Origin of the sequence: Yinghuangia aomiensis (genome assembly GCF_039542225.1) — a bacterium.
GTDB lineage: Bacteria > Actinomycetota > Actinomycetes > Streptomycetales > Streptomycetaceae > Yinghuangia > Yinghuangia aomiensis.
In genome coordinates, this window is sequence record NZ_BAABHS010000027.1 from 35,819 (window position 1) to 59,923 (window position 24,105).

Here is a 24,105-nt window from a genome sequence, read left to right on the forward strand (position 1 = left end):
GGGTGGTCCGCGTCTCTGCCAAAGGCAGGACACCAGCCACAGTAATGCGCATTATCTCGGATGTCAGCACTGTCGACCCGCAGAGGCCCGAAGGGCCGCTGCCCGCGATGCCCTCACGGGCGACGGCAGGCGGGCGACGATGGCTCAGTCCACCGCGGTCAACCGCAGCGCGATGAATTCCCGGCCCGGCAAATCGATGCGGACGGTTCCGGCGTACGTGCCCGGCAGGCGGTCCACGGTCATGTTCCAGGTGTCGATCACGTCGATGTGATAGCTGCGCCCGGACGGCATGTTCACATGGCGGAACGAGGGCCGGTTGAAGCCGAAGTAGTACAGGAGGTACTCGTCGCCGACCCCGACCTGGACGACGTCGGGGTGCGGGGGACGAGGCTCGAACAGGCCACCGGGTGCCTCTTCGACGATACGGCGGAGGAAAGCGATGCGGGCCGGCGAGTCGCCCACGAGGTGTCCGCCTTTCGACCACCAGATCTGGTCGTCGGTGCGATTGTACGTTTCGCCGTGGCCGACGTATCCGCCGCGGACGGCGCCTTCCCAGAAGCGGCGCACCAGCTCCTCGCCGGACAGATTGCCCCAGCCGTACTCGAGGTTCCCCTCGTAACCGCATTCGTCGACGACGACGGGCTTCCCCCATTTCCGACGCCACTCGTCGACGTGGACTGTCGCCTCGTACGGATTGGTGGTCTGGAGGCTGGCGTGGGTGATCCAAGCGCGGCTTTGGTCGTACACAACGGGGCCGTTGTGGATGGAAAGAAGATGGCGCACGGGGTCGTTGGCCACGACCAACGCAGCCAGCCGCTCCCAGTCGGCCTCGGTCTTGGACAGGATGAGGTCGTATTCGTTCGCCATGGACCACCACACGTTCGCAAAGGCCGAAAGACGCCTGACCACGTAGCTTGTGTAGCGGTCGTCCGCGCCGGCCCCCATCTGAACGAAGCCCCAGTCGTCGTAGGGGTGGAACAGGATGACGTCGGCCTGGATCCCCAGTCGGCCCAGATCGATGACGGCGTCCTCCAAGTGCCGAAAGAACGCGGGGTTGAAGCGGGTGAAATCGAATCCTTCCTCCCGGCTCCCGGCGAACGGGTAGAGTTCCGGTTCGTTGGCATTGTGCAGGTACGCCTTGGGAAAGACGCACATCCGCATCTTGGTGAACGGCGAATTCGCGAGCGTGCGCAGCGTCGCCGCGCGAACGTCTGCGGGCTGGTGGATCCATGCATAGGCGGTGGTGCCCAACGGCAGATGACGGGTCCCGTCGGCGTGCGCGAAGTGGAACCCGTCGACACGGACCGGCCCGGACTCGCCTTCGGCGGCATCGGTCACGTCGAACGTCCCCGTGACCGCGTCGAGGCTGCGGGCGTTCGAGGACGTGGTGAACGTCCATGGCCCGACGGCCTCCGGGAGGAATCTGACGACCCAGCTTCCGTCCCCGTCGTAGAACCCGCCGGCCGAAACGGCCTTCCCGCCGTCGGGACCGCCGAGGGTGAAGTCGGCGGTCAGTTCGACATCGGTGAAGGGATTGCCGTGGGAGGGGCCGGCGATGCGTATCTCGACGGTCGACCAGAGCGGCGCAGAGGCGGGATGAGCAGCAGTGGCGGATCCGAGCGGGACGTCGTCGCTCTCGTAGTCGGGGATCGGGACCGACACGACACCGATTCCGCGGTGCCTGACCGCCATCTCGACGGCGCCGAGCGCAGCCCAGAACTCCTGGATCGCTGCTTCGTCCGGGGAGTCTCCGGCCTGGTGGTACACCAGAAACTCGACGGACTTGTCACGGATCAAAGCCACCGCCGGGTGGTCGGCGAGCCCCGGGAACCGTTCTTCGACGACCCGCCGGGCGTCGGGGTGTTCAAGAGCGTCACCGAGGCGGGACGAGGGACCGAACTTCACAGGCTGACTCCTGCCGGTGTGGGTGGTGCTTGGTTGTTTGTGTGCGTACCGGATCACGCCGGCCAAGACCCTCACGCATGAGGGTCGGCAGTCCCCTGACGTGCCCTGCGCAGGGCGTCGTGCCAGCGGAGTAGCGCCTCACGACGCCATTGCGCACCGCGGGTTGGGACGAAAACGACGCTGGGCGTGGATTGTCCGACCACGTGCTCGGTGTCCCACAAGCCGAGGGCAAGCCCGGCAAGGCGGGCTGCGCCGAGGGCGGAGTTCTCCGGCCGCGCACTGCGGGCGACTGGGCGGGCGCAGAGGTCTGCCTGGAACTGCATCAGCGCGGTGTTCGCGGTCGGCCCTCCGTCGGCGCGCAGTTCCTGGCAGGTTCCCAGCGCGTCGTCGAACAGAGCGAGAGTGTCGGTGATTTGGTAGGCGACCGACTCGATTGCGGCTCTGGCGATATCGGCTTTGCCGGTGCCGAAGCCGAATCCGGTGATCAACGCCTGCGCATCGCGGTCCCAGTACGGCGCCCCGAGACCTTCGAACGCGGGAACGATGACGACGTCGGTGTGGTCGATCTCGGCGGCCCATGCCGCGAGTGAGGCCTCGTCGGTCCCGAGAAGGTCCGCCGCCCACCGTACGGTCGTCCCGGAAGCGGCGATGTTGGCTTCCAGCGCGACTGCGGGCCTCTCGCCCGGCATCTGCCACGCGATCGTGCGGGCCAGCCCGGCCCCGGCCTCGTCAGTCCCGGGCGCCAGTGCCATGAGCGACGAACCGCTGCCGTAGGTCGCCTTGACGATCCCGGTCCGCCCCGCCGACTGGGCGAACAGCGAGGCATGCGAGTCTCCGAGCACCGCCGCGACGGGCGTTCCGTCCGGCACCCCTGGTAGGCCGATCGTCCCGCCGAACGGTCCGGTGGATGCGGTCGGTTCCGCCAAAGCGCTGCGCGGAATCCCGAAGAGGTCAAGCAGCACGGGATGGTAATCGCCGGTGGAGATGTCGAGCAGAAGGGTGCGCGAGGCATTGCCCATCTCGGTACGGTCCGCACCGGTGAGACGGCACAGAAGCCATGCATCGACCGTGCCGACGCGAAGTGCGCCGGCCCGGGCGGACACGCGCCCCGCATCGAACTCGTCGAGCAGGGCTTCGGCTTTGGTGGCGGAGAACATGGGGTCGATCGGCAGGCCAGTTGCGGCCCTGACCATCGTCGCGTGGGGACCCGCAGCCACGTCGGCGCAGCGCGCGACTCCGCGCCTGTCCTGCCAACTCACCAAGGGGCTCAACGGGTTTCCCGTATCCGGATCCCACAGGAGTACCGATTCGCGTTGTGTGCTGAGTGCGACACTGGCGACGAAAGCATCGGGTTGCTCGTGGGTGAGCTTCCCCACCGCTTCGATGACGCTGGACCAGATTTCGTGAGGGGATTGCTCGACCCGGCCCGGCCCGGGGTGGTGCTGGGTCAGCTTCCGAGTCGTCGATGCCACGGCGTTGCCCCGGGCATCGACCAGGACGGCTTTGGTGCCGCTCGTGCCCTGATCGATGGCCAGAATGTGGGGAGCGGTCATGGGCCGGTTCCGACGATCTCCAGTGCGGCGGCCGCAACGGCCTGCGGGGTCAGTCCGAAGTGCTCGAACAGGAAGCCAGTGCTGCCGGTCGGCGCAAAGACTCCCGGCACACCGATGATGCGCATGGGCGTCGGCCGGCTGGTGGCGACGATTTCGGCGACCGCGCCTCCCAAACCCCCGCGAACGGTGTGCTCCTCGATGGTGACGATGCCTCGGGTTTGCCCGATGGCGTCGTGCACCGCCTCGGCGTCGAGCGGACTGACCGTCGACATGTTGAGAACGCTTGCGCTGACACCCTGCTCATCCAGCAGGTCGGCGGCGGCGAGGGCGATCGCCACGGTGGTGCCCACGCCGATCAGCGTGATGTCGCTGCCCGCGCGAAGCTGGGCGGCACGACCGGGAGCGAACGTGACGTGCGGCTCGAGGTCGGGGACCGCCGTACGGCCGATCCGCAGGAACACCGGACCCTCGTACTCGTACGCCCAGCGGACCGCCTCGCGGGTCTCGGCCGGGTCCGCGGGCACGACGACGGTGATATCGGCGAGAGCGCGCAGCCAGGCGAGGTCTTCGATGCTGTGATGGGTGGGGCCGAGTTCACCGTAGGCGAGCCCGGGGCTCATACCGCACAGCTTGACGTTCGCCTGCGAGTAGGCGACGTCCGCTTTGATCTGCTCCAACGCACGGCCCGTGAGGAAGGGGGAGGCGGCGCAGACGAACGGGATGCGGCCGCCGTTGGCGAGCCCCGCACCGATGCCGACCATCGCCTGTTCGGCGATACCCACGTTGACGAGTCGGCTGGGATGCCCGTCGGCGAAGGCTTTGAGGTTGCTGGAGCCGACGGAGTCGTTGCACACGGCCACCACGCGCTGGTCGGCGGTGGCGAGTTCGTGCAGGGTCTCGGCGAACGCCTTGCGGCAGTCGTGAAGCGCGCTCAGGGGCGCAGCTGCTTCTGTCGTGCTCATCGGGACAGCTCCTCCAGGGCTTGTGCCGCCTGGTCGGCGGACGGAACCTTGTGATGCCACTCGACGCGGTCGGCCATGAAGGAGACACCGCGCCCCTTCGAGGTCCGCGCGATCAGGCACGTGGGGCGCCCCGAGGCCCGTGGTGAGGCGGACAACTCACGGTAGAGCGCTTCGTGATCATGACCGTCGATCTCGCGGGTGGTGAAGCCGAATGCGGTCCACTTGTCCGCGAGGGGCTCCAGCGCCGAGGTGTCCTCGGTGGGCGCGCCTTGCTGGAGACGGTTGCGGTCGACGATAACCGTGAGGTTGTCCAGGCGGTACTGGGCCGCGGACAGGGCCGCCTCCCAGTTGCTGCCCTCTTGGAGTTCCCCGTCGCCGGTGAGGACGAAAGTGCGCTGCGGGCGTCCGTCGAGCTTGGCCGCCATCGCCATGCCGACGGCGACCGGGAAACCGTGCCCAAGCGGGCCGGTGTTGGTCTCCACGCCCGGGACCTTGCGCCGGTTCGGGTGCCCGTTGAGCGGCGACAGCGGCGCCATGAAGGTATCGAGCTCTGCATCCGGAAAGTACCCGACCGAAGCCAGAGTCGCGTAGAGCGCTCCCGCACTGTGCCCCTTGCTCAGCACGAAGCGGTCGCGGTCCACCGAGTCGGGCCGCTCGGGGTCATGCCGGAGTACCAGGTGGTAGAGCACCGTCAGGATGTCGATCGCGGAGAAGTCTCCTCCGATATGCCCCAGTCCGGCGCGGCGGATCATCTCCAGATCACGACGGCGGATCGCGTTCGCGGCGGCGGCGAGCCGCGCGTTCCGCTCGACTGGGGTGGCTTCCACCAGGGACTGCCGGAGTTCACGCAGCCGGTCGCTGCTTCCGGGAACCGCCTTCAGCGTCATGTGAATACCTATTCACTCATGAATGTTGATGCAGGCTCACGCTAACCTCGGGTGCGTCGCGTCGTCAACGACGCCTCGACCACCTGGTGGCGCCCCTGGTCAGGGCACCCGGGGTGTTCACGGAGATGCGCACAGCCGCGCGTCAGTACAGTTGTGCGCCACAGCCGACGCGGGCCCCACGGCGTCCGGCATGGCCGAAAGGACACGAGGAGCAATGGCGTCGGCCGAAGAGCTGCGGATCATGACGCGGGTCGCGCACATGTACTACACCGAGCACATCCGCCAGCCGCAGATCGCCGCGCGCCTCGGGCTGTCGCAGGCCCGGGTCTCCCGGTTGCTGAAGAAGGCCGAGACCGAAGGCATCGTGCGGATCACCGTGGCGACTCCGCCGGGCACGCATCCGGACCTCGAGGACGCGCTGCAGCAGCGCTACGGCCTCAAGCTCGCCCTGGTCGTCGACGCCGCCGAGGACGACGAACAGCACATCATCAACCGGCTCGGCCCGGCCGCCGCCTACTACCTCGAAGCCACGCTCCGCTCCGGGGACGTCGTGGGCATCTCGTCGTGGAGTGCTTCCCTTTTGGCCACCGTGGATGCGATGCACCCGCTGCCCAACCTGACCGAGGTACGCGTGGTGCAGATTCTCGGCGGCATCGGCGACCCGGCGGCCGCCGAACACGCCACTCGATTGACCGACCGCATGGCCCGCCTCGTCGGAGGCGAGGCCGTGCACCTGCCCTCGCCGGGAGTCGCGGGATCCGCCGCCAGCGCCAAGGCGCTGCGGGAGGACCCCTTCGTTTCGGCCGCGACGGACCTGTTCGACGAACTCACCCTTGCGTTGATCGGCATCGGCGCGCTCGAGCCGTCCCGCGTGGTCGCCGCCAGCGGCAATGTCTTTTCCGCCGAGGAACTCGACGACCTGCGTGCCGCAGGCGCGGTCGGCGACGTGTGCATGCGCTTCTTCGACGCCGACGGACGCCCCGCGGACTCCGCGACCGCGGACCGCGTCATCGGCATCGACCCGGAACGCCTGCGCGCCGCACCGCGCAGCGTTGCCGTGGCCGGCGGGCGGCGCAAGACCGAGGCGGTGCGCGCGGCCTTGCGCGGCGGGCTCGCCAACGTTCTCATCACCGACCACTTCACGGCCCGCCGCCTGACGGACTGAGGCCGACTGCACCGAGCGGCACCCGTGAGCTTGGCCACTCGGTGTGGCTGACGGACGTCGACTGTGTGAATATCTACGCAGCAGCAAATTTCCATACGCGTTGGCGGGGTTCGGTGGAATTCCGAACCGGCGGTGACAGCCCGCGACCCGGTCGAGCGATCGATCGGCTGACCCGGTGGAACTCCGGGGCCGACGGTGAGAGTCCGGAAGAGAGTCCGCGCGTAGGCGATGACGCACATCCGGCGAAGTCGGCGTCCGCAGGGAGAGGAGCGTCTCCCCGTGCCGAGCCCGCCGTGCGTCCTCGCTGTGCCGTTTTGCGGCGCTCCCACCCCGCCGAGCCCGGACCACCGAGCGCCCCAGCGGGAAGGAAGCACCATGAACCAGCCGGACACCCTCGCCCCCGACATCGCCCTCGATTCGATCGAAGAGGCGATCGCGAGCATCGCCGTGGGGCGCGCGGTCGTCGTCGTCGACGACGAGACGCGCGAGAACGAGGGCGACCTGATCTTCGCCGCGGAACACGCGACCCCCGAACTGGTCGCGTTCATGGTCCGCTACACATCCGGGTACGTCTGCGTGCCGCTGCTGCCGGAAGCCTGTGACCGGCTCGAACTTCCGCCGATGTACCACACCAACCAGGACCGGCGCGGAACTGCGTACGCTGTCGCCGTCGACGCCCGCGAAGGCGTGGCCACCGGAATTTCCGCCGCCGACCGCGCCCGAACCATCCGCCTGCTCGGTTCCCCCGCAACCAGCCCGGGCGACCTGTCCCGCCCCGGCCACGTCGTCCCCCTGCGTGCCGATCCGGGCGGCGTTCTCGCCCGTCTCGGCCACACCGAGGCGACGATCGACCTCGCTCGCCTCGCCGGCTGTGAACCCGCCGGCGTGCTGTGCGAACTGGTCAACGACGACGGCACCATGATGCGCTTGCCCGAACTGCGTGCGTTCGCGGACAGGTTTGGTCTGCGGCTGGTGAGCATCGCCGACCTGGTGGCCTACCGGCAGCGCATCGGTGACACCGCAAGCAGCCGTCGAGTGGACCCGCTCGGCTGACGCCGCTGCGGCATCCGCACCGCATCGAGCGGTCGGGCGGTCGGGCGGGGAGACCCTCAGGGGGCACCCCGCCCGCTCCGACATCACCCAGGCGTCAGCCCGACGCGCCACGGCATGCCGCTAGGCGTACGAGCCGGCCTCGGCAACAGCTGCCCACCAAATGTGCTGCACCGCAAGGGCATCCTGTGCGCGGCGCGCATCGCGCACCGCGGCGAGGTCGGCCCCGTCCACGACGGCGTCCAGCCACCGGATCGTCCGGATGCTGTGGGACAGCGCCGCGACCGGGTCCTCGCGGAAGGGGAACTGGTCCAGCAACACCGGCTGTTCCCAGCCGATCTCGCGCAGGGCGAGCAGGAACTCCAGGGTTTCGAACAGGTGCACCGACGCGACCGGAAGATCGTCGTCCCAGGCGCGCCAGTTGTCGTTCAGCTCTGCGGACACCAATTTGCCGTGTCGGTGCACCAAATGCAGCGCTTCCGCGGGGCTCTCGCCGGCCATCAGCGAATGGCCGAAGTCGAGAACGATCCCGACGTTGTCCACCCCGGAGGCCGCGATCGCCAGCAGCGTCTTCGCCGCGTTGCCCAGCGTGATCTGCACGCGCGGTTCCTTGGGCTTGTACTCGATGGCGAACTGCACGTCCGGATGTTCGGCGGCGAGTTCGCGCACCGTGTCCACCGTCAGATCCCACATCTGTGCATGGTCCACCTGCCCCGGCATGTCGAATCCGTCCTGGCCGGGCCAGAACTTCACATAGCCGGCGTCCAGTACCCTCGCGACCTCCACCGCCGCGCGCACCCGCTCCTTCGCGGCCTCACGCACCGCAGGGTCGGGATTCGTAAAGGCTCCACGCGCGAACTGCCGCGTATAGATGTGCGGAGTGACGGCACGGGCTTTGAGCCCGAGGTCGTTCAACTGCACCGCCACGGACTTCGCCGTGGTGGAGTCCTCGACGAACGGGTGGTTGATGTCGAGGTAGTCCAATCCGTCGACACTCGCTGCCAGCTCCAGCATCTCGGCGGTACTGCGGGCCGGGCCATATCCGTCGGCGGCGTACCGGTCGACGATCTGACCGAAGGCCCAGATACCGGCTCCGAAGGAGAACTGCGACATGACCACTCCATGTGACTATATATTCATGACTGCATGAACATGCACGCCGATTATGCACTGTCCATGTCATGTGGGGTCGGCCGGCGGTGGGCACGGGTCCTGACTGGACGAAGCGACCGCCGAACGCTCAACGCGTGCGGTATTCGGTACCCCGCGCCGCGAACCGGCGGTTCTGCTCGGCCCAAGGCAGGCTGCCGAGCGCGGTGAGGTGCGGCGCCACCGACAGGGCCTGCGCGCGCGTCATGTCACGGGCCGCCCAGACCGCCCGAACCGTGCCTTCGACCGCGTGCGGAGGCTGCTGGGCTATCACCTCGGCAGCCCACTGCGCGGTCTGCCGGAGTTCGGCGGCCGGGACGACCTGGGAGACCATGCCGATCTCGTACGCCCTCTCGGCCCCGATGCGTTCGGAGCTTCCGAGGAGTGTCAGCCGGGCGACTTCGCCGAGCGGCATGCGCTGGAGCAGGTGCATGGACTCGAAGCCGGAGACCATGCCGTAGGTCGTGTGCGGGTCGAAGAACGTCGCGTGGTCGGCGGCGATGACGAACTCGCATTCGCCCAGGAGGTAGAAGGCGGCGCCGCACGCCATGCCGTTGACGGCGACGATGACGGGCTTCCACAGGTCCGAGTACTTCGGCCCGATCTTCGGCATCGGGTCCTCGGGCATGTACGGGGAGGTCGGCTGCGCGATCTCCACGCCGCGATCGAGGCCCGTGCAGAAGGCACGGTCGCCGGCGCCGGTGACCACGATGACGCGAACCTCGTCGTCGTGGCGCAGCGCGAGCCACAGCTCGTGCAGTTCCTCGATCATCGTCAGGTTGATCGCGTTGTGCCGCTCCGGACGATTCAGGGTGACCCACGCCACCCCGTCCCGCTGCGTGTATTCGAGCGTGGCGAGGTGGTTGCGGTCGATGTCCATGCACGCTCCCGTACCGGTCGATGACGTCACTCTGCGAATGCGAGAGTATCGTTCTCGCCATTCAAGAGGAATACATGCCAACCGTTGCGGGAGCGAATCCCGTTCAGACCGTGTAGCCGCCGTCCACGTCCAGACACTGCCCCGTGACGAACCCCGCGCGGTCCGAGGCCAGGAAGGCGACCGCCTCGGCCACGTCGACCGCATCACCGAAGCGGCGCAGCGGGATGTTGCGCACCGTCACCGCGAGCGCGGCCTCGTCGAGTTCACCGGTCTGGATCAGGCGGCCGCCGATGCCGTCGGTCAGCATTCCGGGGCCGACGCAGTTCACCCGGACGCCGAAGCGCCCTTCCTCCGCGGCCAGAGCCCGCGCGACCGCTTCCACCGCGCCTTTGACGCCCGCGGACAGCCCGTCGCGGACCGGGAAGCGACGGGTGGCCGCCGTGGTGACGGCCACGATGCTGCCGTGCGCCCGCCGCAGTTCGGGGAGCACGGCGTGGGCGAGATTGAAGAAGGCAGCCGCATCCGCATTCAACTGCTCGCGGTAGCGCTTCGGTTCGACGCGGCTCAGGTGGATCATCGGCACATGCGGGCCCGCGGCATAGACCACGGTGTGGATGCCGCCAAATGCCGCGGCGATCTCCGCCACGGTGTCGGCGGTTGCCTGAGCATCGCCCAGGTCCAAGCTGTAGGACGAGGCTTTGCGGCCCAGTTCGCGGATCTCGCCGACCAGGGATTCGGCCGCTTCCGTGTTGGCGCGGTAGGTGAAGGCGACATCGCTGCCACGCCGCGAGAGAAGGCGGACGACTGCCGCACCTATGCCTCCCGTGCCGCCTGCGACGAGTGCGGCGCCTGTCTTCCCGGAGAAGTCCTGCATCGATGTTCCTTACAGTCCCAAGGACTTCGCGATGATGACCTTCATGACCTCGCTCGTTCCGCCGTAGATGCGGGCGACCCGGGCGTCGGTGAATAGGCGGGCGATCGGGTACTCCATCATGTAGCCGTATCCGCCGAAGAGCTGAAGGCAGCGGTCGACCGCGCGGGCCTGCACCTCGGTGCAGAACAGTTTCGTCTTGGCAGCGTCGGCGCTCGACAGTTCGCCGTCGACCAGTTCGACGACGGCGCGGTCGAGCATGGTCTGCGCGGCCTCGATCTCGGCGGCGACCGCGGCCAGTTCGAACTTCGTGTTCTGGAAGGACGCCACCGGCGTGCCGAAGGCCTTCCGTTCCTTCACGTAGGCGATGGTCGCGTCCAGGGCGGCCCGCGCCTGCGCCACCGAGCCCACCGCCACCGTCAGCCGCTCCTGCGACAGGTTGTGGCCGAGGTATCCGAAGGCTGCGCCTTCCTGACCGAGACGGTTCGCCACCGGAACCCGGACATCGTCGAATGCCAGCTCGACCGTGTCCTGGACCTTGTTGCCCATCTTGTCCAGCACACGGCCGCGGGTGAACCCGGGCATGCCGTCCTCGACCACGAGCAAGGTGAGTCCGGCGCGGCGGTTGTCCGGGTCCTTCGAAGTGCGGGCCACCACGATCACCAGATCCGCCAGCAGTCCGCCGGTGATGAAGGTCTTCGCACCGTTGAGAACGTAATGGTCGCCGTCCCGCACCGCGGTCGTGCGGATGCCCGCGAGGTCCGATCCGGTGCCCGGCTCGGTCATCGCGATAGCGGTGAGCAGGGTGCCCGCGGCCAGGCCGGGGAACCAGCGCGCCCGTTGCTCCGAGTCGGCGTACTCGAGGAAGTACGGGTGGATGACGTCCAGTTGGGTGCGCACCGTGCTCATCGTGACCAGGGCACGGGCGGCCTCTTCCTGGAGGACCACGTTGTAGCGGTAGTCGCGTTGCCCCGCTCCCCCGTATTCCTCCGGGATGGCGATCCCGAACACACCGATGGCGCCCAGCATTTCGAAGACCGAGCGCGGGGTGCGCCCGGCGTGTTCCCAGTCGGAGTAGTAGGGGGCGATCTCCTTGGCCACGAAGTCGCGGACAAGTCCGCGGAAGGCTTCGTGGTCCTCGGTGAAGAGCGTTCTGCGCACGGCGATCCTCCGTCAGGACACGAGTTCGACGAGGGTGGCGTTGGCGGTGCCGCCGCCCTCGCACATGGTCTGCAGGCCATAGCGGATGCCGCGGTCCCGCATGTGGTGGATCATGCGGGTCATGAGCACGGCGCCGGATGCGCCCAGCGGGTGGCCGAGCGCGATGGCACCCCCGAGCGGATTGACCAGCGTGGGGTCGGCACCCGTCTCGGCCAGCCAGGCCATCGGGACCGACGCGAAGGCTTCGTTCACCTCGAAGACGCCGACGTCGGCCAGTGCCACGCCGGCTCGCCGCAGGACCTTCTCGGTCGCCGGGATCGGCCCGGTAAGCATGAGCACAGGGTCGGATCCGGTGACCGCGCCCGAGTGGAACCGCACGATCGGCGCGAGTCCGAGGGAGTGCGCCTTCTCCGGCGTCGTGACCAGCAGCGCGGCCGCACCGTCGGAGATCTGCGAGGAGTTGCCCGCGTGGATGACGCCGTCGTCCTGGAACGACGGCTTCAGTCCCGCCAGGGACTCGACGCTCGTCCCGCGGCGAATGCCCTCGTCCGCGGAGACCAGGGTCTCTCCGGTCGCGACCGGCACGATCTGCGCGGCGAACGCACCGCCGTCCTGCGCGGCCGCGGCCCGTTCGTGCGACCGCGCGGCGTACTCGTCCAACCGGGTCCGGGTGAGTCCCCACTTGGTGGCGATCAACTCGGCCGAAATCCCCTGGTTGAAGGAGAAGCCGTCGTAGCGGGCGAGTGCCTTCGGCCCGAAGGGGACGCCGCCGGCGCGTGCCGCCCCCAGGGGGACGCGGCTCATCACTTCGACGCCGCCTGCCACCACGACGTCCTGCTGTCCGGACATCACCGCGAAGACGGCGAAGTCCAAGGCCTGCTGGCTCGACCCGCAGGCACGGTTCACCGTGCTGCCGGGAACGGTCTCGGGCCAGCCCGCGGCCAGGACGGCGTACCGGCCGATGTTGGCGGATTGGTCGCCGACCTGTCCCACACAGCCCCACACCACGTCGTCGACGATCGCGGGGTCGATAGCGGTGCGCTCGACGAGCGCGTTGAGGACCACGGCGGAGAGATCCGCGGCGTGCACCCCGGCCAGTCCCCCGTTGCGTTTGCCGACGGGCGTACGGACGGCCTCGACGATCACTGCTTCACGCATGTTTGTGTCTCTCCAACTCCGACGGGACGGTCCGGCTCGGCCGTGGTCCACCCGGCACGGCCCAGCGGCCGGTGAATCGCGGCCGGCGCTTCTCGGTGAAGGCCGCGTATGCCTCCTGGGTGTCCGCCGTGGCGAAATTGACGGTCTGGGCGCGGGATTCCGCGGCGAGGGCGTCGCGCATCGTGCGGTCGACGGATTCGTGGAGGAGCGCCTTGGTCTGCGCGAGCGCGATCGGCGGCCCGTCCGCGAGACGTCCGGCGAGGTCCGCCACGAAAGCGTCGATCTCATCCGCCGACACCACCCAGGTCACCAAGTTCAGGTCCCACGCTTCGTCCGCGTCGATGGTTTCGGCGAGGAGGGCGAGCCGTTTGGCTTGCTGCAGGCCGACGAGCCTGGGCAGCAGCCACGAGCCGCCGCAGTCGACGGACAGTCCGCGGCGGGCGAATACCTGCGAGAACGTCGACTCGGGTGTGGCGACCACCAAGTCGCAGCCGAGCGCGAGGTTCCAGCCCGCGCCCATCGCCGCGCCGTTCACCTTGGCCACCGTCGGCACCGGGAGTTCGTGGAGGGCCAGGGCGACATCCGACAACGCGCGGAGCCCGTGCAGCGGATGTGTTCCGTCCGCCGGCCGCGAGATGTCCGCGTCGACCACGTCGGCCCCCGAGCAGAACGCGCCCGGTGCTCCGGTGAGCACCAGCGCGCGCACCCGCCGGTCGCGGGCCGCCTCCGCGAGAGCCTCCCGAAGCGCGGCCCACAGTTCACCGTTGATCGCATTGCGCCGGTGCGGACGGTTGAGGGTGAGGGTCCGGATACCGTCCTGGTCGTCGCAGAGGAGTACGGAGTCGTCGGTCATGTGCGGTCTTCCCCTCCCGCAAGGCCCACGGTTCCCTTGGCCCGCAGTGCGGCGATCTCGTCGGCGTCGAGACCGAGTTCGGCGAGAACGGCGCCGGTGTCCTGGCCGAGTGCGGGAACGGCTCCCATCGGTTGCTCGAATCCCCGGATGACGGGAGGCGGCAGCAGCGCGGGGACGGTCGAGCCCGGGATCTCGATGTCCCGCCAGCGGTCGCGCGCCTTCAGGTGCGGATGCGCGACGACGTCGGACGGCGTGTTGTAGCGGGAGTTCCCGATCCCGGCCGCATCCGCGGCCTCCTGTATGCCTGCGAGTTCGTGGCGCGCACACCAGGCGCCGATCGCCTCGTCCAGCAGGGGACGGTGCCGCACGCGTCCCGGGTTCGTCTCGAACCGCGGGTCCTCGGCCAGGTCGGGGCGGTCGATGAGGTCACGGGCGAGGCGCTGCCACTCACGGTCGTTCGTGGTGCCGAGCACGACAGTGTGGGCATCGGCGGTGCGGTAGGCGCCATACGGGGCCACCGCGGGCGAGCTCATGCCCAACGGCTGTTGGTCGATGCCGGAGTGCCGGGTGTACGTGAGGGCGTAGCCCATCAGTTCCGCCATCGTGTCGAACATGCTCACCGAGACCGCGCCGCCGGTCGACTCGGTGCGGTCGCCGCGGCCGTTGCCCACCAGCATGGCCATGATCGAGAGGGCCGCGTACAGCCCTGTGCACACGTCCGCCATCGGCGGGCCGGGTTTGGCAGGCTCGCCGGGGCGCCCGGTGATGGCGCAGGCTCCCGATTCCGCCTGCACCAACAGGTCGTAGGCGCGCTTGTGCGAGAGCGGCCCGCCGGGCCCATAGCCGTCGATCTCGACGGCGATCAGGTCCGGGTGGCGTGCGGCCAGGTCATCAGGTGCGATGCCGAGCTTCGCGGTCGCGCCGGGGGCGAGATTGGACACCAGGACGTCGGCCCGGGCCAGCAGGCGATGGAGGACCGCCATGCCGGCGGGATCTTTGAGATCGATCGCCACCGACTCCTTGCCCCGGTTGAGCCAGACGAAGTGCGCCGCCTGCCCGTCCACGACGTCGTCGTAGGAGCGGGCGAAGTCGCCGCCGTCCGGGTTCTCGACCTTGACGATGCGCGCGCCGAAGTCGCCGAGTGTGCGGGTGCACATCGGTGCCGACACCGCTTGTTCCAGCGTCACGACGGTCACGCCGGCCAGCGGCCCGGTCCCCTTGCCCGCCGACGTCCCGGGGGTACCGCTGCGGCCGTGCCGCTCCTGCCGCCCCGTCATCGGTCCGTCGGCGCGAACCGCGCCCGGAGTTCGTGCTTGAGCACCTTCTGGCTGGCATTGCGCGGCAGCTGCTCGACGACCCGGACGTACCGCGGGACCTTGAAGTTGGCCATATGGTCGCGGGCCCAGGCGACGAGGTCGGCTTCGACGACGTCGTGGCCGGGCTTCGGAATGATGTAGGCGCAGCCCACCTCGCCGAGCCGCGTGTCGGGGACCCCGACGACGGCGGCATGCGCGACCGGCGGATACTCCAGCAGGAGCCTCTCGATCTCGGCCGGGTAGGCGTTGAAGCCGCCGACGATGAACATTTCCTTCTTGCGGTCGACGATGGCCAGGTTGCCCGCCGCGTCGAATTGTCCGACGTCGCCGGTATGCAGCCATCCGAAGGGGTCGACGGTCTCGGCAGTGGCCTCCGGGTCGTCCCAGTACCCGCGGGTGACGTTGAAGCCGCGCACGAGGATCTCCCCTGCCTGCCCGGCCGGGAGGTCGTTCCCGTCGTCGTCGGCGATCCGGACCTCCACGCCGGGGATCGGCCGGCCGGTGGTGCGTGCCACGGTCTCTGCCGTATCGCCGAGTCGAGTGGTGGTCACCAGCGCGGTGGACTCGGTGAGCCCGTAGGCGCTCATGACGATGTCGAAGCCGAGTTCGGTCTTCATGGCGTGGATGAGCGTCTCGGGAATGGTGGTGCCGCCGGTCATGGACACGCGCAGCGAGGACACGTCCGTGTTGGGCCGGTCGGGATGGTCGACGAGGTCCTGGAAGATCGTGGGCGGCCCGAGCATGATGCTCACGCGTTCCCGCGCGATGACGTCCAGGGCTTCGCCGGCGTCGAAGACCCGCATCGGGACGACGGTGACGCCGTGGATGAAGGACGCAAGCCACCCGGCCTTGTAGCCGAAGCAGTGGAAGAACGGCGGGACGACGAGGAAGGTGTCCTTCGGCCCGAAGGTGTACTCCTCGGCCATCCAGCCATAGGCACGCAGCGATTGGCCGTGGGTGAGGGTGACGCCCTTGGGATGGCCCGTCGTTCCGGACGTGAAGATGATGTCGGCGACGCTGTCGGGTGTCGCCTGGTCGATGGCGTCGTGCGCCGTGCTGGTGTCGATTCCGTGCCCGCCGGCCAGGAAGTCCGGCCAGGACAGGTCGGCGGCGCCCTGCGGCCCGAGCACGGACACGGTCTTGCCGAGCGCGCGCAGGTCGGGGGCGTGCCTCTTCAATTCGGCGATGTAGTCGTTGCCGAGGAATGACGACGCGAAGACGGCGCGCGCCTGGCACTTGTCCAGGATGTACGCCTGTTCCTGCGCCTTGAACCGGGTGTTGAGCGGCACGACGATGCCGCCCGCGCCTTGGATGCCGAGTGCCGCGACGATCCACTCGGCGGAGTTCGGTGCGCACAGGCCGACCCGGTCCCCGGGCTGGATCCCGAGGGCGAGCGCGGCTTTGACGCTCCGGAGCATCTGCTGTTCCAGCTCCCGGAAGCTCCAGCGGGAGTTGCCGTCGACGAGGGCGGGAGCGTCGCCGAAGCGTGCGGCGGCCACCCGGACGACGTCGGGGATGCTCGCGTACTCGTGGTCGTATCGCATCGGGGAATCCATTCGGGGGCTCGGCGCGGGCCGGAGACGGCCTAGTCGCCGGACGGCAGGGCGAGGATGCGCTTGGCGATGATGTTGCGCTGGATCTGCGACGTACCGCCGTAGACGGACGCAGCCCGCGAGTAGAGGTACTCGGCGAAGACCTCGGCCTCGCCGTCGCCGTGCAGCGTCTCGGGGAACACGTCGAGTGCCGTCTGGTACAGCCGCTGTTCGGTACGGGTCATGAGCAGCTTGTCGACGGACGACTCGAAGCCCGCCTGCCCGCCGCCGAGGCGTTCGGCGATGCGGCGCCGCGTGTGGGCGACAAGGACCTCGTAGTCGACGACACACCGACCGACAGCCGAACGCAGGCCGTCCGGGAGGGCGGCCCCGCGTTCCCGGACGGCATCGCGGAGCCGGTCCACGAGCAGGCCGTACTTGGAGATGTGCCCGGTGTCGAGGGCGTTGCGCTCGTACGACACGGTGGTCATGGCGAGCGCCCAGCCGATCCCTTCATCCCCGATGCGTTCCGCATCCTCGATACGTACGTCGTCGAGGAACAGTTCGCAGAACTCGTCGTCGCCATTTGCCGCGCGAAGCGGACGCACGGTCACGCCGGGACGGTCGAGGGGAAGCGCGAACGCCGAGATCGTCTTGTGCGGGGCGCCGGCGCGGTCGGTGCGGGCGAGGAGGAGGCACAGGTTCGAGTACTGCGCGTAGCTCGTCCACAATTTCTGGCCGCGCACGACGTAGTGTCCGTCGCGGCGTTCGGCAAAGGTGGTCATTCCGGCGAGGTCGGATCCGGCGCCGGGCTCGCTGAAGCCCTGGCACCAGACGTCGTCGCCGGCGAGCATGCGCGGGACCAAGCGCCTGCGCTGCTCTTCGGAGCCGAAGCTCAGGAGCGCCTGGGCCAGGTACCCGATGCGCGGCACCCCGGGCGCCCCGCAGGCGCCGAGTTCGTCGCTGACCGCGACCTGGTGGAGCGTGGTGAGGCCGCGACCGCCGTATTCGGCGGGGACGTCGAGGCCGACCCACCCGCCCGAGTGCAGGAGCTTGTGCCAGCGGTGCAGGAACTCGGGCGTGGCTTCCTCGGCGCCACGCTCCGGCAGCGGGTGGTCGGCCAGCCAGGCGCGGAACTCGCCGCGCAGCCGTGCGAGGTCGGCCGGGTCGCCGAAGTCGAGGGGCATGTCGTTCATCGGTCGGCCTCCGGTGCGGCCAGGATGGTCAGCAGGTCCGCCGTCGTCGCGAGCAGCCCCGCGCCCGCGAGGACCTTGCGGAGGTACAAGTGGGCGGCGTGCTCCCAGGTCTGCGCGATGCCGCCGAAGACCTGCATCCCGGCGTAGACGACGTCTCGCGCGGAGGAGTTCGCTTCGGCCTTGGCGACCCGGGCCGCGGTGAGGGCCACCCGAGGGGATTCGTGGTCGAGGCACCAGGCGGCGTAGCGGGTGGCGCTGACGCAGGCTTCGACGAGGACTGCGGCATCCGCCAGCACGTGCTGGACGGATTGGAACGAGCCGATCGGCCGGCCGTACTGCCGCCGGTCGCCCGCGTAGTCGACGGCCTGGTCGAGGAACGAGGCTGCGGCACCGGTCAGTTCACCGCACACCATGACCAGGGCGAACGCCTGCCACCGGGCGTGCGCGTCCGTGTCGAGCCGCCCGAGGATGTGCGGCTCGGTGTCGTCAACTACGTGTCGGACCGGGCGGAGCAGGTCCGCGGATGGGGACTCCACCCCGAGCGCACCGACGGACACAGTCCCGTCCGCGGCAATGCACAGTGCGACGTCGGCACCCTCGCAGTCCCAAGCCGCGAACTCGTCTGTGTCCCCAGAGGGAAACCGCAGGTCGCGGGCGAACGCGACGGTCGGCTTGCCGCCCGGCACGGCGGAACTGCCGAGGAGGCGCAGCAGCTCGGGGGCCAGCAGCCCGGTACCGAGCAAGGAGGTGCACAGCGGCTGCTTGCCGTGTTCTTCGGCGAGCAGGGCGCAGTCCTGCACCGCCGCGGCCGGGGGCAGGCCGCGGCGGAGTTCGTCGAGCCCGAGTGCGTCGAGCGCCTTCTGCGCGTCGGCGCGATCCGCCGTCGCCACGTCGGCCGCGGCGACCCCGAAGCGTCCGGCGAAGGTCCGGAACATGTCCCGCACGAGCTGGAATTCGTCCGCGTCCACGGTCACCGTTCCGGGTCGGCGGCGGCACGCCGCTCGGCGCGGGCCGCCAGGTCGTCGATGATCCGGATGTGGTCGGGGCTCGTCATGGTGGCACGCTCGGCCATGAGCGCGGCTTCCATTCCGCCGCGCGAGACCTGTTCGGCCACTACGGCCAAAGCTGCCTTCGTGGCGCGCAGCGCCTCGGCCGGCTGCGCCGCGAGACGCTGTGCCAAGGCCAGCGCTTCCTTGGCCAGCTCGGCCGCCGGCACGACGCGGTTGGCCAGACCGAGTTCGACGGCTTTGGCGGCGGGGATGCGGTCGCCGGTGAAGAGGTATTCCTTGGCGCGCAGCAGGCTGGTGAGCAACGGCCAGAACGTCACTCCCCCATCGCCTGCGACCAGGCCGACCGAGACGTGGGGGTCGGCGAGGTAGGCGTCGTCGGCGACGAGGACGAGGTCGCAGCCGAGCGCCAAACTGCATCCCAGCCCGACCGCGGGGCCGTTCACGGCAGCGACGACTGGCAGCGGGAATCGCAGCATCGCGGTCTGGATCCGCCGGTCGAAGCGGATCGAGCGGTCCCGGATCTCCGCGTCATGGTGGTGCGCTTGGAGGTGGTCGAAATCGCCGCCCGCGCAGAACGCCCGGCCGGCGCCGGTGAGCACGACGGCCCGGGCCGTCGTGTCCTCGGCGAGTTCGTCCCAGACTTCGGCCAGACGGCGGTGGAGTTCGGCGGATACGCCGTTCAGCCGGTCCGGCCGGTTCAACGTGACGATGCGGACGTCGCCTTCGGCGGCCACGGTCAGCACCGGATTCTCCCCGCTCATGCCGGCTCCTCTCCCCTCCTGGAAGTGCTGTTGATGCTAAAGGTCAGACCGAAAATCGTCAATGACACTCCCGCATTTGGAGAATGTCATTTCCAGATGCGATGAGCAAGGCCGCGCGCGGCGATCCGTTCGCTGCGCGCGTGCGGTGCTTGGGGTTGTGCGGGACTCGCCGAGAATGCGCCGGGCACGTCGCCCACCGGGAACGGACCGAGCGTCACCACGGTCCACGCTCCCGGAACACGGCGCTTCTCACCGAAGCGGTCACCCGCCCACAGACCGGCGGGCGGTAGTTCCCGATAGCCGACACACCACACCTGCGTGGGGTCGAAGCCGCCGATAAGCGCCTGACCGCAGCGGAGGTGACGCGGCTGCGGCCTCACGCCTCCCGCGCGGCTCCCAGGTCCACACGGCCGCGTTGGTCCACGTCGGCCGCCGCGATCGAGAATCCGCACACGTGACGCGTCATGCGGCGGGATGCCGCGGCGCGGTCCCCGGCGCGGATGGCGTCGGCGATCTTCCCGTGCGCCCGCGCGGTCACCCGGCGGATGTCGGCGTCCATGAAGGGCTCGATGTCGGTGGCCGCGTAGATGGCCTCCGACAGGGCGCTCATGAATCCGATGAGAAGCTCGTTGCCGCTCGCGCGGGCTACCGCGGTGTGCCAGCGGACGTTGGCGCGCAGGAACCGCGGGATGTCGCCGTCCGCGGCGACCAGTTCGGCGTTCGCGTCGTCCAGTGCGGCGAGGTCGGCGTCCGTGCGGCGTTCCGCCGCCAATCCCGCGCAGGTCGGCTCGATGGCCTCACGGGTCTCGTGCAGGGCGGACAAACGGATCCGCTGACCGCGGATGACCAGGTGAACGGTGTTCGCCAACGACTCCCTGCCGGGGCGGTGGACGAAGGCCCCGCCTCCCCTGCCTGGGCGGATTTCCAGCAGGTTCTCGACTTCGAGGATCCGCAGGGCTTCGCGTACCGTGGCGCGGCTCAGCCCGGTCTGTTCCACGAGTTGGCGCTCCGGAGGCAAGGCCGTGCCTTCCCCGAACTCGCCCGAGAGAATGCGCTCGCGCACCTCGGCGGCCAGGACGTCCGACGCCTTGGGCACGGTGAGGGCCGCGAACGTCGGCGTCTGCTGCTGAGGCACGGCACGCTCCCCGGTCGACTGCTTTGGCTGAACCATTCGACCATTATCGGTCGGGCCTCTCCCGTATCCGGGGTCAGATCACCAGGCCGCCGTCGACCGGCAGGACCTGACCGGTCACGAAAGACGCCGCATCGGATGCCAGGAAGACGAATGCGCCCGCGACTTCGGACGGCTCGGCCCACCGGCCCAGCGGGATGCGGGCCAGCATCTGCGGCGCGAACTTCTCGTTCGTGCGGATCGTCGCGGTCATCGGTGTCGCGGCCAGCGGAGCCAGGGCGTTCACCAGGATCTGCCGTCGCGCGAGTTCGCGGGCAAGCGACTTGGTGAACCCGATGATGCCGGCCTTGGCGGCGGAGTAGTTCACCTGCCCGAGGGTGCCGGTGAGGCCCGCCGACGACGTCACATTGATGATGCGGCCGGTACCGTCCTCCGGAAGGTACGGCAGGACTGCTTGGGAGCAGCGGAACGTGCCGGTCACGTGGATGTCCAGCATCCGCGCGAAGGATTCCTCGGAGAGGTTCCCGAACATCGCCGGGTCGGTGGCACCCGCGTTGTTCACCAGGATGTGCAGGGTGCCGTCGGCCAGTACGGCGCCCTTGGCCGCGGCGGCGTCCACGGACGCCCGGTCGCGGACGTCCATCGCCGTGCTGTGCGCGACGCCTCCCCCGGCCCTGATCTTGGCGGCGACCGCCTCGGCGGCATCCGCATCGAGGTCGCCGACCAGCACCGCGGCGCCCGCGTCGGCCAGGGCGGCGGCGACCGCGGAGCCGATGCCGCCCGCGGCCCCGGTGACCAGCGCGGCGCGGCCGGTGAGATCGAAGAGGCCTTGGGTTGCCATCAGTAGCTCCTCGGGAGGCCCAGCACGTGCGAGCCCAGGTAGTTGAGAATCATTTCCTGGCTGATCGGCGCGATGCGCATCAGGCGCGTCTCGCGGAAGTAGCGGGCGACGTTGTACTCCTCGGCGTAGCCCATGCCGCCGTGCGTCTGCAGCGCCCGGTCCGCGGCGGCGAAGCCGGCGTCCGCGCACAGGTACTTCGCGGTGTTGGCCTCGCGGCCGCACGGCCGGCCGTTGTCGTACAGCCAGGTCGCCTTGCGCAGCACGAGTTCGGCGGCGTCGAGGCGGGCGAGCGCGTCGGCCAAGGGGAACTGGATGCCCTGGTTCATGCCGATCGGCCGGCCGAAGACCTCGCGCTCCTTGCCATAGGCGACGGCCTTCTCCAGCGCGACTCGGCCCAGGCCCAGCGCTTCGGCGGCGATGAGCATGCGCTCGGGGTTCAAACCGTCGAGAAGGTAGCGGAAGCCCTGCCCCTCTTCGCCGACGCGGTCCTCGACGGGGATGCGAAGGCCGTCGATGAACAGTTCGTTCGAACTGACCGCGTTCCGGCCCATCTTGTCGATGGGCCGGATGTCCACATGGCGGCGGTCGAGGTCGGTGAGGAAGAGCGTCATGCCGTCGGTCTTCTTGGCGACCTCGTCGGCCTTGGTGGTACGGGTGAGGAGGAGGATCTTCTCCGACTCCAAGGCCTTGGAGATCCACACCTTGCGGCCGTTGACGATGTAGTGGTCGCCTTCGCGCCGGGCGAAGGTGGTGATCTGCGTGGTGTCCAGGCCGGCACCCGGTTCGGTCACCCCGAAGCACACGTGGAGTTCCCCGGTCGCGATGTGCGGGAGGGTCCGCCGCTTGAGGTCCTCCGAGCCGTGCACCACGACCGGGTGCATGCCGAAGATCGACAGATGGATGGCGCTCGCCGCGTTCATGCCGCCGCCGGAGCGCGCGACTTCCTCGAGCAGGAGCGTCGCCTCGGTGATGCCGAGGCCGTGGCCGCCGTACTCCTCCGGCATGGTGATGCCGAGCCAGCCGCCTTGCGCGATCGCGTCGTAGAACTCCAGCGGGAACTCGTGCTTCCGGTCCTTCTCCATCCAGTACCGGTCGTCGAACCTGCGCATCAGCTCGGCCACCGTCTTGCGGATGGTCTTCTGATCCTCGGTCAGCTCGAAGTCCACGCCCGGACACCTCCCGCAACAGCTCATCACTCGATTGAATGATCAGAACTTATTAAAGGTCAGACCGAAACTTCAACCCCGAGCGGTGCCTCGGTCGCCGCGACCACCTGCTCCACGGAGACACCCGGAGCGGTCTCCACGAGGACGAGGCCCTCGGGGGTGACATCGATGACGGCCAGGTCGGTGATCACCCGGTGCACGACGCCCAGGCCGGTGAGCGGAAGGCTGCACCGGCGCACCAGTTTCGGCGCCCCGTCGCGTGTGGTGTGCTCCATGAGGACGATGACTCGCCGGACGCCGTGCACCAGGTCCATGGCCCCGCCCATGCCCTTGACCATGCGGCCGGGCACCGTCCAGTTCGCCAGATCGCCGGTCGCCGACACCTGCATGCCGCCCAGGACGGCGGCGTCGATGTGCCCGCCGCGGATCATCGCGAAGGACATCGCCGAGTCGAAGAACGACGCTCCGGCGCGCGTCGTCACCGTCTCCTTGCCGGCGTTGATCAGATCGGGGTCGACAGAGGAGGCATCCGGATAGGGGCCGACCCCGAGGATGCCGTTCTCGCTTTGCAGGATCACGTCGACACCGGGCGGCAGGTGGTCGGGGATGAGCGTGGGCAGGCCTATCCCGAGGTTGACGTAACTGCCCGGGACCAGCTCGCGCGCGGCGCGGGCCGCCATCTCTTCGCGGGTGAGTGCCATGTCAGTTCCCTGCCTCGGCCGTGGTGACGGGTGCGATGGTGCGCTTCTCGATGCGCTTGAGTGCCGGATCCGCCACCTGGACGACCCGCTGTACGAAAGCACCGGGGAGATGGATGGCGTCCGGGTCCAGCTCGCCCGCGGGAACCAGGCGTTCGACTTCCGCGATGGCGACCCGCCCGGCCGCCGCGGCAAGCGGATTGAAGTTGCGCGCCGACGAATGGAACACCAAGTTGCCGTGCGTGTCGCCCACCGCCGCCCGGACGAGGGCGAAGTCGGCGGTGACGGATTCTTCGAGCACGTACGCGGCGCCGCCGAACATCCGGGTCTCACGGGCAGGCGAGGCGACGGCGACCGTGCCGTCGGCGGCGTAGCGCCACGGGAGCCCGCCCTCGGCGACCGCCGTTCCCACACCGGCCGGCGTATAGAACGCGGGGATGCCCGCGCCCCCGGCACGCAGGCGTTCGGCGAGCGTGCCCTGCGGCACGAGTTCGACTTCGAGTTCACCGGCGAGGTATTGGCGCGCGAACTCCTTGTTCTCGCCGACATAGCTCGACGTCATGCGGGCGATCCGCTTGGCGGCGAGCAAAACGCCCAGGCCGCCGTCGTCGACGCCGCAATTGTTCGAGATCACCCGCAGTCCGCCGACGCCGGCCGCGAGGAGCGCCTGGATCAGGTCGTGCGGGATGCCGCACAACCCGAAACCGCCGACCGCGGCCGTCGCGCCGTCCGGGATGTCGGCCACGGCCGCAGCCGCGGAAGTCCATGTCTTGTCCATAGTCGGGCGACATTAGGCACGCACATAGCGATCACATATGGGTACGGCTCCCACAACCACGGCGCGGGCGATGGCGGATTC

The 24,105-nt window shown here is 69.2% G+C and carries 22 protein-coding genes and 1 riboswitch; of the genes, 2 read left to right on the forward strand and 20 right to left on the reverse strand.

Annotation, left to right across the window (positions count from 1 at the left end):
- Positions 1 to 144 precede the first annotated feature (144 nt).
- From ABEA93_RS30400 to ABEA93_RS30415, 4 genes are all read right to left on the reverse strand, one after another.
- On the reverse strand, positions 145 to 1,905 hold the full coding sequence (locus tag ABEA93_RS30400; protein WP_345679055.1) for a DUF5605 domain-containing protein: 1,761 nt from the start codon (positions 1,903 to 1,905) through the stop codon (positions 145 to 147).
- 71 nt (positions 1,906 to 1,976) lie between these two features.
- Positions 1,977 to 3,458: an FGGY family carbohydrate kinase gene (locus tag ABEA93_RS30405; RefSeq protein WP_345679056.1), complete on the reverse strand. Its 1,482-nt coding sequence runs from the start codon at positions 3,456 to 3,458 to the stop codon at positions 1,977 to 1,979.
- Complete coding sequence (locus tag ABEA93_RS30410) at positions 3,455 to 4,420, reverse strand: transketolase family protein (protein WP_345679057.1); 966 nt, start codon at positions 4,418 to 4,420, stop codon at positions 3,455 to 3,457. The genes ABEA93_RS30405 and ABEA93_RS30410 overlap by 4 nt, the downstream gene beginning before the upstream one ends.
- Positions 4,417 to 5,307 (reverse strand): transketolase, encoded by an 891-nt coding sequence (locus ABEA93_RS30415; protein WP_345679058.1) that lies wholly within the window; start codon positions 5,305 to 5,307, stop codon positions 4,417 to 4,419. Before ABEA93_RS30415 ends, ABEA93_RS30410 begins: the two co-directional genes overlap by 4 nt.
- A 214-nt stretch (positions 5,308 to 5,521) precedes the next feature.
- Here ABEA93_RS30415 and ABEA93_RS30420 point away from each other — a divergent pair, with 214 nt between their 5' ends.
- Positions 5,522 to 6,472, forward strand: coding sequence for a sugar-binding transcriptional regulator (locus ABEA93_RS30420; RefSeq protein ID WP_345679059.1), 951 nt, complete (start codon positions 5,522 to 5,524; stop codon positions 6,470 to 6,472).
- Positions 6,473 to 6,567: 95 nt separating this feature from the next.
- Positions 6,568 to 6,695, forward strand: a riboswitch (FMN riboswitch).
- Positions 6,696 to 6,847: 152 nt separating this feature from the next.
- Entirely contained in the window at positions 6,848 to 7,525 is a 678-nt protein-coding gene (gene ribB, locus ABEA93_RS30425; RefSeq protein WP_345679060.1) for a 3,4-dihydroxy-2-butanone-4-phosphate synthase, read from the forward strand.
- A gap of 120 nt (positions 7,526 to 7,645) precedes the next feature.
- Here ribB and ABEA93_RS30430 read toward each other — a convergent pair whose 3' ends face one another.
- From ABEA93_RS30430 to ABEA93_RS30505, 16 genes are all read right to left on the reverse strand, one after another.
- The gene (locus ABEA93_RS30430) at positions 7,646 to 8,635 is read right to left on the reverse strand and encodes a sugar phosphate isomerase/epimerase family protein (protein WP_345679061.1); all 990 of its coding nucleotides are present in this window, start codon (positions 8,633 to 8,635) and stop codon (positions 7,646 to 7,648) included.
- 127 nt (positions 8,636 to 8,762) lie between these two features.
- Positions 8,763 to 9,551, reverse strand: coding sequence for an enoyl-CoA hydratase/isomerase family protein (locus ABEA93_RS30435; protein WP_345679062.1), 789 nt, complete (start codon positions 9,549 to 9,551; stop codon positions 8,763 to 8,765).
- Positions 9,552 to 9,654: 103 nt separating this feature from the next.
- Positions 9,655 to 10,425 (reverse strand): SDR family NAD(P)-dependent oxidoreductase, encoded by a 771-nt coding sequence (locus ABEA93_RS30440; protein ID WP_345679063.1) that lies wholly within the window; start codon positions 10,423 to 10,425, stop codon positions 9,655 to 9,657.
- A 9-nt stretch (positions 10,426 to 10,434) separates the two neighbouring features.
- Positions 10,435 to 11,583 (reverse strand): acyl-CoA dehydrogenase family protein, encoded by a 1,149-nt coding sequence (locus ABEA93_RS30445; RefSeq protein WP_345679064.1) that lies wholly within the window; start codon positions 11,581 to 11,583, stop codon positions 10,435 to 10,437.
- A gap of 12 nt (positions 11,584 to 11,595) precedes the next feature.
- Positions 11,596 to 12,741, reverse strand: coding sequence for a thiolase family protein (locus ABEA93_RS30450; protein ID WP_345679065.1), 1,146 nt, complete (start codon positions 12,739 to 12,741; stop codon positions 11,596 to 11,598).
- Positions 12,734 to 13,594 (reverse strand): enoyl-CoA hydratase/isomerase family protein, encoded by an 861-nt coding sequence (locus ABEA93_RS30455; RefSeq protein WP_345679066.1) that lies wholly within the window; start codon positions 13,592 to 13,594, stop codon positions 12,734 to 12,736. Before ABEA93_RS30455 ends, ABEA93_RS30450 begins: the two co-directional genes overlap by 8 nt.
- Positions 13,591 to 14,871: a CaiB/BaiF CoA transferase family protein gene (locus ABEA93_RS30460; RefSeq protein WP_345679067.1), complete on the reverse strand. Its 1,281-nt coding sequence runs from the start codon at positions 14,869 to 14,871 to the stop codon at positions 13,591 to 13,593. The genes ABEA93_RS30455 and ABEA93_RS30460 overlap by 4 nt, the downstream gene beginning before the upstream one ends.
- Positions 14,868 to 16,454, reverse strand: a complete 1,587-nt coding sequence (locus tag ABEA93_RS30465; protein WP_345679068.1) for a FadD3 family acyl-CoA ligase — start codon at positions 16,452 to 16,454, stop codon at positions 14,868 to 14,870. The genes ABEA93_RS30460 and ABEA93_RS30465 overlap by 4 nt, the downstream gene beginning before the upstream one ends.
- A 41-nt stretch (positions 16,455 to 16,495) precedes the next feature.
- The gene (locus ABEA93_RS30470; protein ID WP_345679069.1) at positions 16,496 to 17,638 is read right to left on the reverse strand and encodes an acyl-CoA dehydrogenase family protein; all 1,143 of its coding nucleotides are present in this window, start codon (positions 17,636 to 17,638) and stop codon (positions 16,496 to 16,498) included.
- On the reverse strand, positions 17,635 to 18,606 hold the full coding sequence (locus tag ABEA93_RS30475) for an acyl-CoA dehydrogenase family protein (protein WP_345679070.1): 972 nt from the start codon (positions 18,604 to 18,606) through the stop codon (positions 17,635 to 17,637). The genes ABEA93_RS30470 and ABEA93_RS30475 overlap by 4 nt, the downstream gene beginning before the upstream one ends.
- Before the next feature lie 2 nt (positions 18,607 to 18,608).
- Positions 18,609 to 19,409, reverse strand: a complete 801-nt coding sequence (locus ABEA93_RS30480; RefSeq protein WP_345679071.1) for an enoyl-CoA hydratase/isomerase family protein — start codon at positions 19,407 to 19,409, stop codon at positions 18,609 to 18,611.
- 376 nt (positions 19,410 to 19,785) lie between these two features.
- Positions 19,786 to 20,544, reverse strand: a complete 759-nt coding sequence (locus ABEA93_RS30485; RefSeq protein ID WP_345679072.1) for a FadR/GntR family transcriptional regulator — start codon at positions 20,542 to 20,544, stop codon at positions 19,786 to 19,788.
- Positions 20,545 to 20,617: 73 nt separating this feature from the next.
- Complete coding sequence (locus tag ABEA93_RS30490) at positions 20,618 to 21,382, reverse strand: SDR family NAD(P)-dependent oxidoreductase (RefSeq protein WP_345679073.1); 765 nt, start codon at positions 21,380 to 21,382, stop codon at positions 20,618 to 20,620.
- Positions 21,382 to 22,548: an acyl-CoA dehydrogenase family protein gene (locus tag ABEA93_RS30495; protein WP_345679074.1), complete on the reverse strand. Its 1,167-nt coding sequence runs from the start codon at positions 22,546 to 22,548 to the stop codon at positions 21,382 to 21,384. Before ABEA93_RS30495 ends, ABEA93_RS30490 begins: the two co-directional genes overlap by 1 nt.
- 59 nt (positions 22,549 to 22,607) lie before the next feature.
- Positions 22,608 to 23,249, reverse strand: a complete 642-nt coding sequence (locus ABEA93_RS30500) for a 3-oxoacid CoA-transferase subunit B (protein WP_345679075.1) — start codon at positions 23,247 to 23,249, stop codon at positions 22,608 to 22,610.
- A gap of 1 nt (position 23,250) precedes the next feature.
- Entirely contained in the window at positions 23,251 to 24,024 is a 774-nt protein-coding gene (locus tag ABEA93_RS30505; RefSeq protein WP_345679076.1) for a CoA transferase subunit A, read from the reverse strand.
- Between the last annotated feature and the right edge of the window lie 81 nt (positions 24,025 to 24,105).